Consider the following 13,043-nt stretch of genomic DNA (forward strand, 5'->3'; position numbering starts at 1 on the left):
CCGCTGCGCGTTTTCGAGCGCGCATACGACGGGTTTTCTGGCAAGGCATTTTCTGGCAAGGCAGACGAAAAGTTTTCTGGCAAGGCAGGCGAGAAGAACCGCGCGGCACGCGAGCCCCCTCGTCCGAGCGCACAGGTCGTGGACGTCCTGAGGTCGCTTGCGGAGTCGCACCAACGGGCCGTCGCGGCCGATGCGCCCGTTACGCGCCCTCCCCTCTGCGGGTTCGGGCCGGGCCGGAAGAGGCGCGTCCACGGGTGGGGAGAACGGCGCCCGCGCGACGGAAGCGCGGCGCATGCCCTCCCTGCTACCTTGTCCATGGAAGGGAGGCGTCCATGGACGAGAGGAGAATCTGCCTGGCGGGCGACGACGCACTGCGAATGCTGCGCCACGCCCGGAGGAGCGACGGGCTGACGCTTGTCCCCGCGGGAGGCCGGGCGCTTCGCGACGCTGAGGAGCGCATCGACCCCGAGGTCCTTCTCGCCGCGCTGCCCGGCGAGGTGTTCGAGCCGAGCGCGCGCCCCGTTCTGCTGCGCTTTGACGACGCTCCCGCGCGGAGCCGCTGCTCGCTCGTGCGAGCGCGCTCGGGGCTGCGCCGCGTGCCGGACGCGGGCTTCCTTGAGGTCCGCACCCGCTCGGGAAACCCGCTTGGCCTGCTTCGCGGGACTTTGGCGCACGTCTTCGTAGAGTCCCCTGGCCTTGCGCTCGCGAGCGCGGGCGCCGTGCTCGCAGCCGAAACGGCGTCTGGTCGGGTCTCGCGGAACGGCGCCCTCGTCAGGCTGGTCGGGCTCGCCATGGAGCTCTGCGGCATATACGCGCGCGACCCCGTCAGTCCGCTTGCGGGAACCGTGGCGCATGACCTGGAGCCGATCGGGCGCGTGGCGGACGCCTGCGCCCTCCTGTCGGCGCTTCACGGGTGGAGGGGCGTCGCGCGGGCGCGGCACGCCCTCTCGCTTGCCAACGACGGCTCGGGCTCCGTCATGGAGACCCTCTGGTACGCCCTCTTCTGCCTGCCGCCGCGCCTGGGGGGCGTCCACCTAGAGCGACCGCTCCAGAACGAGGCCCTTGTGTGGCCGAGGGGCGTGCCCGAGCTGGCGGCGCACGAGCTGATGCGCCCGGACTTCCACTGGCCGCGATACCGGACCGCCTGCGAGTACCAGGGCGGGGACCACACCGACGAGGCCTCGCTTGCCGAGGACAGCCGAAGGGCGCGGGACTACGAGCTCTGCGACATCCACTATCTGCCCCTCACGAAGCGGGACTCGCTCAAGGAGCCGGACGTGCAGGCGGTCCTCTCGCAGCTCTTCGAGGTGATCGCCCCGTACGAGGGCGCCGCATTCAGACGAAAGGCCCGGCGGCTGCTCAACGACCCCGCCGTTCGCGCCGCACGCAGGGTTCTCATGGGGCAGCTGCTCCCGCCGCAGATGCGCTGGTGAGCGTCAGGGCCTCGCGTGAGGGCGTCCCAGGCCGGGCGGAGTGGTGCCCTGCCGTCACAAACGGCTCCCGGTGCGCGTTTCGAGGCGCGCACCGGGAGCCGTTTGTGTCCGAACGGACGAGAAGAACGTCGGGTGCGCGCATATCCCTCGACGGGCACGCGCACTCGACGCGATTCCTGGGCCCGCACTTCATGGACCACCGCCACGACCCGTGAACCTTTGCAACCGCCGTTGAGTCCTTGGGCCGGGAGCAAAAATGGGTCGAGTGCGCGCACCAAGGCGCGCACGGAACGCGTTTCTTGTCCGAACGGACGAGAAGAACGTCGGGTGCGCGCCATACCGCGTACACCCGACGTCGTTTTTGTCCTGCACTACAGGATGCCCGAAAAGAGGGGATGGCCGAGAAGGACTACGACCCAGAGAGAAGACAGCCGAGAAGAACCTCGTCCCGCGGCGCTAGTAGACCATGCCCATGGCCTCGCGCACCTCGTCGAGGGTCGCCGCGGCGATCTCGCGGGCGCGGCGGTTGCCCTCGTGCAGGACGTCGGCCACGTAGCCCATGTCCTGGGCGATCTTCTCGCGGCGCTCGCGGATGGGGGCGAAGTAGCCGTTCACGGCCTCCGTGACCACGCGCTTGAGCTGGCCGGCGCCGCCCATGCCAATCTCCTCGGCGATCTCGCGCGGGTCGCGGCCAGTGCAGATGCCGGCCGTGGTGAGAAGCCCCGAGACCTCGGGGCGCCCCTCGGGGTCAAAGGTGATCATGCGCTCGGAGTCGCTCCTGGACTTCTTGATGAGGCGCGCCGTCTCCTCGGCGGTCATGGAGATGGAGATCGCGTTGCCGTAGGACTTGCTCATCTTGCGCCCGTCGAGGCCCGGCAGCAGCGGCGTCGAGGTGAGAAGCCCCGTCACCTCGGGAAAGACCCGGCCGTAGCGCTCGTTGAAGCGGCGGGCGATCTTGGAGGTGATCTCGATGTGCGGCAGCTGGTCGCGGCCCACCGGCACGATGTTGCCCTTGCAGAAGAGGATGTCGCAGGCCTGGTGGACAGGGTAGGTGAGGAGGAGCCCCGTGAGCGCGTGACCGGAGGCCTCCTGCTCGGCCTTGACCGTGGGGTTGCGCTCCATCTCGGCCTCGGTCACGAGGGAGAGGAAGGGGAGCATGAGCTGGTTGAGCTCCGGCACGGCGGAGTGCGTGAAGATCATCGTCTTCTCGGGGTCGAGGCCGCACGCCAGGTAGTCGATCACCATGTTGTAGACGTTGTCGCGGATGTGCTCGGTGGTGTCGCGGTCGGTGATGACCTGGTAGTCGGCGATGATGACGTTGGTGCGGACGCCCATCTCCTGCAGGCGCACGCGGTCCACGAGCGTGCCGAAGTAGTGGCCCAGGTGAAGCCGGCCCGTCGGGCGGTCGCCCGTGAGCATGGTGTAGTTCTCGGGGTGGACGAGAAGGTCGGCGTGGACCTCGTCGCTCCTGCGCTTGGCCGCCTCGTAGCTGCCCTCGTTCGGCATGGTGCCTCCAATCCTCGCGCGCGCACCGCGCGCCCGTGCTCTTGTCCGGCCATCTATGGTACGTCATCCTCGCGCCCGAGGGACGGGTCGCGGCGAAAGCCTGCTAGAATGGTCGGGTAGGTCCTGCAGAGAGGGGGAGCGTTGCCGAGTTCATACGGTACGGACGCCGACAAGAGCTCCCTGCGGAGCAACTACCTCATGGCGCGCCGGCACGTCCCCGCGCGCTCCCGGATCGAGTCCGACGCCTCCATCCGCTCGGCGCTCGAGGCCTTCCCGCTCTTTGCGGAGGCCCCGCTCGTCCTCACCTACGTGTCGCGCGCGGGCGAGGTCGACACCCGCGACCTCATCGAGGCGCTCCTCGCGCGCGGACGGCGCGTGGCCGTGCCGCGGGTCGACCTCGAGGCGCACCGCATGTCCTTCCATGAGATCTTCTCGCTGGACGAGCTCGAGCCCCGTACCATGCGCATCCTGGAGCCCGCCGCCGACGCGCCGGCCCTCACGGACCCGGCCGAGCTCGTGGGCTCCATCTGCCTGGTCCCGGGCCTCGTCTTTGACGGCGCGGGGCACCGCGTGGGCTACGGCGGCGGCTACTACGACCGCTTCCTCGCCTTCTATCCCGGTGACAAGGTGGGCCTCGCGCGAGCCACGCAGCTCTCCTCGAACCCGCTGCCGACCGACCCCCACGACGTCCCGATGGACTTCATAGCCACGGAGGGCTCCGTCTGGAGCTGCCGCGACCGCTGAGCGAGCGCGCGGCCCCGCGCCGGCGCTAGAGCCCGATGTGCTCCGCGAGGTCGTGGATGGCCTTGCGGTAGCCCGCGACCCCCATGCCCATTACGGTCTCGAAGCAGGCCGCGCGGATGTAGGACACCTGCCGGAAGTCCTCGCGCTCCTCAACCTTGGAGATGTGGAGCTCGACCATGGGCAGCCCCACCGCCTTGGCGGCGTCGAGGATCGCGATGGAGGTGTGGGTGTAGGCGCCCGGGTTGATGACGATGCCGTCGTAGGAGCCGTAGGCGTCCTGGATGGCGTCGATGAGGTCGCCCTCGTGGTTTGACTGGAAGCAGGTGCACTCGCTGAAGCCCGCCTCGCGCGCGGCGTCGTGGCAGATGCGCAGGAGCTCCTGGTAGCTCTCGGAGCCGTAGATGTCGGGCTCGCGGATGCCGAGCATGTTGATGTTGGGCCCGTTGATGACGAGCACGCGCGCGTCCGACTCGTCGAGGCCGCCCTCGACGTCGTCCCCGAGGTCGTCGAGCAGGCTCACGAGCTCGTCCACGGAGGTCTCGCCGTCCTCCCCGTCGTCCTCGAGCGGCTCGTCGAGCGGCTCCACGTCGGACTGGGTGAGCGCGGCGTCGCGCAGGGGGTTGGGCGTGATGTGGACGTGAAGCGCCTCGGCGCCCGGCGCGTCCGGCCGCTCGAAGACGCCCTCGGAGGAGTCGATGCCGGTGATGCGCGCGATGGCGTCATGCACGGCCTCGACCTTGCCGGGGCCAAAGACGACCTCGATGCCGCTCGCGCCCCGCTTGACAAATCCGAGGACGCCGCGGGCGGCGGAGAGCTGCTCGGTGTCGACGAGCGTGGGGTCCTGGGTGAGAAGCCTGAGGCGCGTCATGCAGATGTCGTTGGCGACGACGTTTTCCTTGCCGCCCACGGCCGCAAGGACCTCCTCAGCGATCTGTTGCCTGTCCACTTCGCGATCCTTCCCGTCGTAGAACCGCGAGTCAGAGCCCCGTCTCCACTCACCTCTACGCTAGCGTGCGTTGTCTTGCGAGGGACAGTATACGTGGCCCCTCGGGGGGCGTCGCCCTGACCGGCGAGCGACTCGGCGGGCGGTACCGCTTTCGAGAAAAACGCCACAAACCTCAGCCCGCGGCCCCCGAGAGCCCCAGGAGCTCGCAGACGCGCTCCGCGTCGCCCGCGGGCGAGCCCGTGCACGCCACCGTGACGTCTGACCAGGCCCGGTAGAGCCCCATGCGCTCTTGCGCCACCTGCTCGACGCCCCGCGCCTGCGAGACGGGGCGCCCCTCCGTCGAGAGCTCGGCGAGCGGGCGGTCGAGAAGGACCACGCGCCCGTTCTGCCTCAGGAGGTCGCGGTTCTCCGGGCGCGTGACGACGCCGCCGCCGCAGGCGATGACGAGGCCGGAGCGCGCCGCGTAGGAGCCCGTGACGCGCGTCTCGATGGCGCGGAACGCGTCCTCGCCGTCCTCGCGGATGATCTGGGCGGCGTCGCGCCCGCACTCGGCGGCGATGGCCTCGTCGATGTCGACGAAGGGACGGCCGAGCGCCCGGGCGAGCCTTCGGCCGCAGCTCGTCTTGCCGGCCCCGGGCATCCCGATGAGCACGACGTTTTCCGTCTGCGAGGAGAGCTCGCGCTCGATGAGCCCCACGAGGGCGTCGTCGAGCCTGCGCCCCTGGAAGCGCTCGCTCGCGTAGAGCGCCTGCGCGACGAGCATGGCAAGGCCGCTCTCGAAGGGGAGGCCCAGCCGCTCGGCGGCCAGGCAGATCCCGGTGCGGGCGGGGTTGTAGACCACGTCGAGCACGCCCCTGAGCCCTCCGAGCGCACCGAGCGTCGCCTCGTCGACGGGGGAGGCAGGGCAGTTCGGGTACATGCCCACGGGCGTCGTGTTGACGAGCAGGACGGCGTCGGCGTGGCGCTCGGCGAGGGTCTCGTAGGTGTTCTCCCCCGAGCGCGAGACCACGACGACCCGCGCGCCGGCGGCGTGCTCGAGCGCGTCCGACACGGCCTGGCTCGCGCCGCCGCTGCCCAGGACGAGGACCTTCCTCCCCTCGAGCGCGCCCCGAGCGTCCCGCCCGAGGCGCTCGCGGCAGAAGCGCTCGAGCATCCAGGCAAAGCCGAGGACGTCGGTGTTCTCGGCCAGGACGGAGCCGTCGCTCCCGCGCACGAGCGTGTTGGCCACGCCGAGGCGCTCGACGGCCGGGGAGCGGACGTCGGCGAGCTCGGCGGCGAGCCGCTTGTAGGGGATGGTCACGTTGAGGCCGCGCCAGGCGCCCTCGCGGACGAAGGGCGCGACCTCCTCGGGCTCGAGCTCGAGGAGCGCGTAGGGCGCCGAGCCCAGGCGAGCGTGGATCTCGCGCGACCAGCTGTGGCCGAGCGTGCGGCCGAGCAGCCCGAAGGGCGCCCCCCCGAGGTTCTTCTCGCCGGGCACTAGACCACCTCCGCATAGCTTCCGAGAAAGCGGAACTCCTGGCAGAGCCCGCCGATCGTGGACACGAGCGAGGCGAACTCGGGGGAGGCCACGGGGCAGGCGACGTCGAAGTAGAACATGAACTCGAAGTCGCGGCCCGGGATGGGGCGGCTCTCGAGCTTGAGGAGGTTGATGTCGAGCGCGTAGAACTTGGCGAGGAGCTTGTAGAGCGCGCCCGGCTCGTGGCTGAGCACGATCATGAGCGAGGCGCGGTCGGCGCCCGGGTAGACCTCGAGGCGCTTGGAGATGCACGCGAAGCGCGTGTAGTTGTTGTCCGTGTCCTGGACCCCCTCCGAGAGGGGCGCAAGGCCGTAGAGGGCGGCGCAGGAGCGCGAGGAGAGGGCGGCCGCGTCGGCCCGGCCGGACTCGGCGACGCGACGCGCCGCGACGGCGGTGTTCTCGCAGACGTGGACGCGGACGTCGGGCAGGCCCGAGAGGAACTCGGCGCACTGGCTGATGGCCTGCTCGTGGCTGTAGATGTCGCGGATGCCGGCGAGCGTGGCGCCCGGGAGGGCGAGGAGGCTGTGGTCGACCTTCACGCGCGCCGTGCGCACGACGTAGAAGTCGTGCTCCATCATGAGGTCGAAGACCTGGTTCACAGAGCCGGCGGTGGAGTTCTCCACCGGGAGCACGCCGTAGTCGGCCAGGCCCGCCTCGACGTTGCGGAAGACCGCGTCGAAGGTCGGGGCGAAAGCGATGAGCGGCCGTCGGAAGATCCGCTCGGCGGCGATCTGGGAGTAGGCGCCCTCGGTGCCCTGGCAGGCCACGCGCGCGGAGGGCGGGAAGAGCTCGGGGGTCGCCCGGCGCGCGGCCTCGATGCGCCCGAGCAGCTCGTCGTCGCCCGCGTCGCCGAGCAGGGCGTGCTGGCGCGAGCGCGAGGCCTCCATGAGGAGCTCCATGAGCACCTGGGCGTAGGTGCGCAGGTCCTCGGGCGCGCGCGAGGCGGCGTCGGCCACCTTGGCGCGCTCTCGCGTGGGGTCGAAGACGCGCATCCCGTGCGCGCGCTTGTAGGCCGCGACCCCCTCCGAGACCTCGGCGCGCTCTGAGAAGAGGCGGAAGATCTCTGAGTCGATGCGGTCGATTTCGCGTCTGAGGTCGGAGAGCTCGGGCATGGGCTGCCTTTCTTCCTCGGGGGTGGGCACGGGCGTCACTCGGCGGGCCAGGCGAGAAGGACGTCGGCGAGGGCGAGGGCGCAGACGGCCTCGACCACCGGGACGGCGCGGATGACGGCGGTGGTGTCGTGGCGCCCGTGGACCTTGAGCCGCGCGGGCTCCATGCGCGAGAGGTCCACGGAGTCCTGCTCCACCATCACGCTCGAGATGGGCTTGAAGGCGCAGCGCACGAGGACGGGGGCGCCGGTGGTGATACCGCCGAGGATGCCGCCCGCGTTGTTGGTGACGGGCGCGCAGGCTCCGTCGCGCACCTCGTACGGGTCGTTGTTCTGGGTCCCCGTGAGGCGCGCGGCCCCGAAGCCGCGCCCGAACTCCACGCCCTTGACGGCGGGGATGCCAAAGAGGGCGCGCGCCATGACGTTCTCCACGCCGTCGAACATGGGCGAGCCCGCTCCCGCGGGAAGGCCCAGGGCCACGCACTCGACGACGCCGCCCACGGTGTCCTTGCGGGAGCGCGCGTCCATGACGGCCTCGACCATGCGCCGGCCGGCGTCGGCGTCCACGGTGGGCATGCGCCTCCCGTCGGTCACGGCCTCGACCTGCCCCGCGAGGCGCGCGAGCCCGGCGGGGGAGTTGTCGTAGGCGCAGAAGGGCTCGTCGGGGATGCCGGCGAGCTCGGCCACGTGGGCGCAGACGCGCACGCCCCGCCCGGCGAGCCACTGGAGGGCGAGCCCGCCCGCCACGCAGAGGGGGCCCGTGAGCCTGCCGGAGAAGTGGCCGCCGCCGGGGACGTCCTGGGCGCCGTGCCACTTGGCCCAGGCCGTGAAGTCGGCGTGCCCGGGGCGCGGCACCTCGAGGAGGTTGTTGTAGTCCCGCGAGCGCGTGTTGGTGTTCTCGATGACGGCGGCGAGCGGGGCCCCGCAGGTCTCGCCGTCAGGGTTGAGGCCCGAGACGATGCGCGGAAGGTCGGGCTCGCGCCGCGGCGTGCCCCACGGGTCGTTGCCGGGCGCCCGCCGCGCCACGAAGGCGGCGAGCGCCTCCTGGTCGACGTGCATGCCGGCGGGGAGCCCCTCCACCACGCAGCCGACGGCGGGGGAGTGGGACTGGCCGAAGACGGTGACCCTGAGCGCGGTGCCAAAGGACGAGGGCATCAGCTCTCCTTTCCCTGGACGGACCCGCCGAGCGCGGCGAAGTCCTCGAAGAAGGCGGGGTAGGACTTGTTGACGCACTCGGCGCCGAGGATGGTGGTGGGGCCCGCGCAGCGCGTGGCGAGCACCGCGGCCATCATCGCGATGCGGTGGTCGTTCGCGGCGTCCACGACGCCTCCGGCGAGCTCGCCCGCCCCCTCGATGACGAGGCCGTCGTCCATGACGCGCGCCGTGCCGCCAAGGGCACAGATCGCGGCGGAGACCGTCTCGAGGCGGTCGGACTCCTTGAGGCGCAGGCGCGCGGCCCCCGTGATCTGCGTGGTCCCCTCGGCGAGGGCGGCCACGGCGGCGAGGGGCGGGACGAGGTCGGGGCACGACTCGACGTCGATGACGCGGCCCGCGAGACGGTCGGGCGCGCAGGCCGCGCCGTCCGACCCGCGCAGGACGCGGGCGCCGAGCAGGGCGAGGGCGGCCAGGACCTGACGGTCGCCCTGCGTGCTCGCGAGGTCGACGCCGCGGACGGCCACGCCGGCGGTGCCGGGGGCGGCGAGGGCGCCCGCCGCGAGCCAGAAGGCGGCGTTGGACCAGTCGCCGCCCACGGTGACGGAGCCGGGGGAGGAGAGGCCCGCCGGCGCGCTCGCGACGAAGGCGCGCGCCGGGCGCCCCCCGGACTCGGCCCGGGACTCCGAGACCTCCGCGCCGAAGCGCTCGAGCGCGCGGATGGTGAGGTCGATGTAGGGGCGCGACTCGACGGGCTCGGTGACCACGACCTCCACGGGCGCGCGCAGGAGCGGGGCCGCCATGAGCAGGCCGCTCACGTACTGCGAGGACACGTCGCCGGGCAGGGAGAAGCTGCCGGCCCGGAGCCTGCCGCCCACCAGGAGCGGCATCTCGCCCTGGGGCGAGAGCACAGAGCCATGGGCGACGAGCTCCTCGTAGAGGGGGGAGAGCGGGCGCTGGGGGAGCCTCCCTCTGCCGGTGAGGCGCGCCTCGCAGCCGAGTGCCGCCACGACGGGCAGGAGGAACCGCAGCGTCGAGCCCGACTCGCCGCAGTCGAGAAGCGCGCCCCGTCGCGCCTCGGGCAGGTTGTCGGAGGCCGAGGTCCCCGGGACCGGGCGCACGCGGAAGCCGCGGGAGGTCCGGGCAACGCGCGCGCCGAGCGCCTCGAGGCAGCGCACCGTGGCCTCGATGTCCTCGGAGGTGGTGGTGCAGTCTATGTCCGTCACGCCGGGCGCGAGCGCGGCGCAGATGAGCAGGCGATGGGCCTCGGACTTTGAGGAGGGGGCGCGCACCTCGCCGGTCAGCGTCCCGGGCAGGATGGTCACGTTCATGGGCGCACCTCGCCTCGTCCGTCCTCGACGATGCGGGCGAGCTCGTCAAGGGAGACGCGCCGCACCGTGACGCGTCCGATATCCTCCGGCACGACGAGGTTCACGCCGTCGCCGTGCCGCTTCTTGTCGTGCGCCAGGTAGCGCACGAGGGTCTCCGCCGGCAGGTCGCTCGTGGTGGGGAGGCCGTGGGCCGCAACGCAGCGCTCGATGCGCCGGCGCGCGTCGGCCGAGCACCACCCCCTCGCCTCGGACGCGCGGGCGACCATGCAGAGCCCGGCGGCGACGCACGAGCCGTGCCCGAGGGAGAGCTCGCTCGCCGACTCGATGGCGTGGCCGATGGTGTGCCCGAGGTTGAGGGTCTGCCGCAGGCCGCGCTCGCGCTCGTCCGCCTCGACGACGTCGCGCTTGATCTGGACGTTACGGGCCACCACGCGCGTGAGCCGGCCCTCGTCAAGCCTGCTCTGGGTGAGCGGGCGCGCGGCGAGCTCGTCAAGGAGCGACGGGTCGGCGAGGACGGCGTGCTTGACCACCTCGCCGCAGGAGTCGCGGAAGAGCTCGGGCGGGACCGTCGCGAGGCAGCGCACGTCGGCCACGACGGCGGCGGGCCGCCAGAACGCGCCGGCGAGGTTCTTGCCGGCCGCGAGGTCGACGGCGGTCTTGCCCCCCACGGAGGAGTCCACCATCGCGAGAAGCGAGGTGGGCACCTGCACGACGGCGCAGCCCCTCAGGTAGAGGGCCGCCGCAAGGCCGGCGATGTCGCCCGTGACGCCGCCGCCCAGGGCCACGACGAGGTCGTCGCGGCAGAGCTCGCGCGCGGCGAGCCCCTCGAGCAGCTCGGAGAGGGTGGCGAGGTTCTTTGAGGCCTCGCCGGCCGGGAAGGTCAGCCTCCCGGCCACCTCGAAGCCCGCCTCGGCGAGCGAGGCCTCGGCGACGTCGGCGTAGAGGGCGGCCACGGTCTCGTCGGAGATGACGCAGCAGCGGCTCCCGGCGCACGCGCCCCGGGCGACCTCGCCCAGGCGGCCGAGCGCGCCCGGGCCCACGTGGACCTCGTAGACGCCCGTGGACGTCCGCACCGGGACGGTCTCGAGGGCGTCCGGGTTCTTCTCGCTCTTATCGCTCGTCTGCGTCATCGGCCCTCGATCTCCCTCTTGATCCGGTCGCCCTCGGCGAGCAGCGCCTCGAGGCCCTCGGCGTCGCGCGCGTCGAGGGCGCGCTTGTAGGCGGACAGGGCCTCGATGATGCCGCCGAGCTCCTCGGAGAGGTAGTCGGCGTTGTCGAGGAAGAGCTCGGTCCACATGGGGGCGTTGAGGCGCGCCACGCGGGTGAGGTCGCGGTAGGAGCCGGCCGAGAAGCCGTGGTGCTCGCGGGCTGTCGGGCTCTTCACGTAGGCGTTCGAGACCACGTGGGCGAGCTGGGAGGTGAAGGCGATGATGCGGTCGTGCTCGGCGGCGGTGGCAAGGGTGAAGCTGCCAAAGCCGCAGGGCTCGAGGAGCTCCTTCAGGCGCTCGAGCACGTCGGCCCGCTCGAACTCGTCCATCTGGGGCGGCACCACGACCATGGGGGCGCCGCGGAACATCGTGGCGCGCGCGTGCGCGTAGCCGGAGTACTGCGTGCCGGCCATGGGGTGGCAGCCCACGAAGGTGAAGGGCCGGCCGGCGCTGATGGCCTCGCAGCGCTCGCAGACCGCGCGCTTCACGCCCACGGCGTCGATCACGATGGCGCCGGCCGAGAGGAGCGGGGCGTGCTCCTCGAGCCACGCCACGGCTGAGGCGGGGTAGCCGGCGAGGATGACGAGCTCGCAGGTGGGGATGGTCGTCTCGTCGAGCTCGCCGGCGAGGGTGTCGATGAGGGCGAGCTCGAGCGTGGCGCGCGTGCGGTTCCAGGCGAAGGCCTTGGCGCCGGCGGCGGCGAAGGCCTTGGCGAAGGAGCCGCCCATGAGCCCGAGCCCGACGATGCCCACGCGCCCGGGGACGACCTCGGGCGCGAGCGTCCGCGCCGCCACCTAGGCCTCCTCTACGTCGGCCGTGACGGCCTCGCGGATGAGGGCGAGGCGGCGCATGGCGTCGGCGAACTGGGACGGGGTGAGCGCCTGGGCGCCGTCCGACCACGCCTTGGAAGGGCAGTCGTGGACCTCGATCTCAAGGCCGTCGGCGCCCGCGGCGCAGGCGGCGTAGGCGGCCGGGCGCACGTAGCGCGTGTAGCCCGTGGCGTGGCTCGGGTCGCCGATGACGGGCAGGTGCGTGAGGTGGTGGAGCACCGGGATCGCGTTCACGTCGAAGGTGTTGCGGGTGCGCGTCTCGAAGGTGCGGATGCCGCGCTCGCAGAGCATGACGTTGAGGTTGCCCTCGCTCATGATGTACTCGGCGCCCATGACGAGCTCGTCGATCGTCTCCGACATGCCGCGCTTGAGCAGGACCGGCACCTGGGTCTTGCCCACCTCCTTGAGCAGGGTGAAGTTCTGGGCGTTGCGCGCGCCGACCTGGAGGACGTCGACGCCGCGGTCAAGGAAGGCGCCCACGTCGCGCGGGTCCATGATCTCGGTCACGACGGGCATGTCGAGCTCGGCGCCCGCCTCCATGAGCAGGTCGAGCCCGCGCTCGCCCATGCCCTGGTAGGCGTAGGGGGAGGTGCGGGGCTTGTAGGCGCCGCCGCGCAGCATCGTGGCGCCGGCCTCCTTGCACGCGCGGGCGATGCCGATGAGGTTGTCCCCCTCGACCGAGCACGGGCCGGCGATCACCTGGAAGTGGCCACCGCCCACGAGCACGCCGTGGCCGCAGTCGACGACGGTGTCCTCGGGGTGGAACTTCCTGTTGGCGAGCTTGAAGGGCTCGGAGACGCGCTGGACGCGGTCGACGATGTCCATGCTCTCCAGGAGGAAGGGGTCGATCTGGGTGGTGTCGCCGATGATGCCCACGATGGTCTCGTTGGCGCCCTGCGACACGTTGGTGCGAAAGCCCCGGTCCTCGATCCAGCGAACGAACTGGTCGAGCTGCTCGGCGCTCGCGGTCTCCCTGACTACTGCGATCATGTGCTCTCCTGCACTCGTGGCCAAAAGTGGTCGCGATGATACCACGGGCGTGTGACCGCCAGGTTACGGCGCGCCCGGGCGCGGGGGCTGCGCGGCGGGTGCGTACGGTCCCGTCGGGCACGGTCCCGCCGGGTACGTACGCTTGCGGCGGATACGTACACTTTTTGCGGGTACGTACACGAAATGAGGTCCTTCTCGCAACGCCGTTCTTTATTTCTGCAGGTAGAGAGCTTGCTGAGGAGTGTACGTAACCAGCCTGGGTGTACGTAACCGTTGGAA

The 13,043-nt window shown here is 71.6% G+C and carries 11 protein-coding genes; 2 read left to right on the forward strand and 9 right to left on the reverse strand.

Annotated features, from left to right (window positions below; translation table 11 throughout):
• Positions 1 to 332: 332 nt before the first annotated feature.
• Positions 333 to 1,433, forward strand: a complete 1,101-nt coding sequence (locus tag B5F84_RS04615; RefSeq protein ID WP_087321355.1) for a hypothetical protein — start codon at positions 333 to 335, stop codon at positions 1,431 to 1,433.
• A gap of 456 nt (positions 1,434 to 1,889) precedes the next feature.
• Here the strand turns inward: B5F84_RS04615 and trpS are convergent, their stop codons facing one another.
• Positions 1,890 to 2,939, reverse strand: a complete 1,050-nt coding sequence (trpS, locus tag B5F84_RS04620) for a tryptophan--tRNA ligase (RefSeq protein ID WP_087321357.1) — start codon at positions 2,937 to 2,939, stop codon at positions 1,890 to 1,892.
• A 141-nt stretch (positions 2,940 to 3,080) separates the two neighbouring features.
• Between trpS and B5F84_RS04625 the strand changes: the two genes are divergently transcribed.
• Positions 3,081 to 3,683 (forward strand): 5-formyltetrahydrofolate cyclo-ligase, encoded by a 603-nt coding sequence (locus tag B5F84_RS04625; protein WP_087321359.1) that lies wholly within the window; start codon positions 3,081 to 3,083, stop codon positions 3,681 to 3,683.
• Between the two features lie 25 nt (positions 3,684 to 3,708).
• Here the strand turns inward: B5F84_RS04625 and aroQ are convergent, their stop codons facing one another.
• The 8 genes from aroQ to aroF form a co-directional block, all read right to left on the reverse strand.
• Positions 3,709 to 4,629, reverse strand: coding sequence for a type II 3-dehydroquinate dehydratase (aroQ, locus tag B5F84_RS04630; protein WP_087321361.1), 921 nt, complete (start codon positions 4,627 to 4,629; stop codon positions 3,709 to 3,711).
• 172 nt (positions 4,630 to 4,801) lie between these two features.
• A complete protein-coding gene (locus B5F84_RS04635; RefSeq protein ID WP_087321363.1) occupies positions 4,802 to 6,106 on the reverse strand; it encodes a shikimate kinase in 1,305 nt (434 codons plus the stop codon).
• On the reverse strand, positions 6,106 to 7,257 hold the full coding sequence (locus B5F84_RS04640; protein ID WP_087321365.1) for a bifunctional chorismate mutase/prephenate dehydratase: 1,152 nt from the start codon (positions 7,255 to 7,257) through the stop codon (positions 6,106 to 6,108). Before B5F84_RS04640 ends, B5F84_RS04635 begins: the two co-directional genes overlap by 1 nt.
• A gap of 35 nt (positions 7,258 to 7,292) precedes the next feature.
• Positions 7,293 to 8,408, reverse strand: coding sequence for a chorismate synthase (aroC, locus tag B5F84_RS04645; RefSeq protein WP_087321367.1), 1,116 nt, complete (start codon positions 8,406 to 8,408; stop codon positions 7,293 to 7,295).
• On the reverse strand, positions 8,408 to 9,736 hold the full coding sequence (gene aroA, locus B5F84_RS04650) for a 3-phosphoshikimate 1-carboxyvinyltransferase (protein ID WP_087321369.1): 1,329 nt from the start codon (positions 9,734 to 9,736) through the stop codon (positions 8,408 to 8,410). The genes aroC and aroA overlap by 1 nt, the downstream gene beginning before the upstream one ends.
• On the reverse strand, positions 9,733 to 10,866 hold the full coding sequence (gene aroB, locus B5F84_RS04655; protein WP_087321371.1) for a 3-dehydroquinate synthase: 1,134 nt from the start codon (positions 10,864 to 10,866) through the stop codon (positions 9,733 to 9,735). Before aroB ends, aroA begins: the two co-directional genes overlap by 4 nt.
• Positions 10,863 to 11,738, reverse strand: a complete 876-nt coding sequence (locus B5F84_RS04660) for a prephenate dehydrogenase (RefSeq protein WP_255375235.1) — start codon at positions 11,736 to 11,738, stop codon at positions 10,863 to 10,865. Before B5F84_RS04660 ends, aroB begins: the two co-directional genes overlap by 4 nt.
• Positions 11,739 to 12,764, reverse strand: a complete 1,026-nt coding sequence (gene aroF, locus B5F84_RS04665) for a 3-deoxy-7-phosphoheptulonate synthase (RefSeq protein ID WP_087321373.1) — start codon at positions 12,762 to 12,764, stop codon at positions 11,739 to 11,741.
• Positions 12,765 to 13,043 lie beyond the last annotated feature (279 nt).

Origin of the sequence: Olsenella sp. An290 (assembly GCF_002159535.1) — a bacterium.
Lineage (GTDB): Bacteria > Actinomycetota > Coriobacteriia > Coriobacteriales > Atopobiaceae > Thermophilibacter.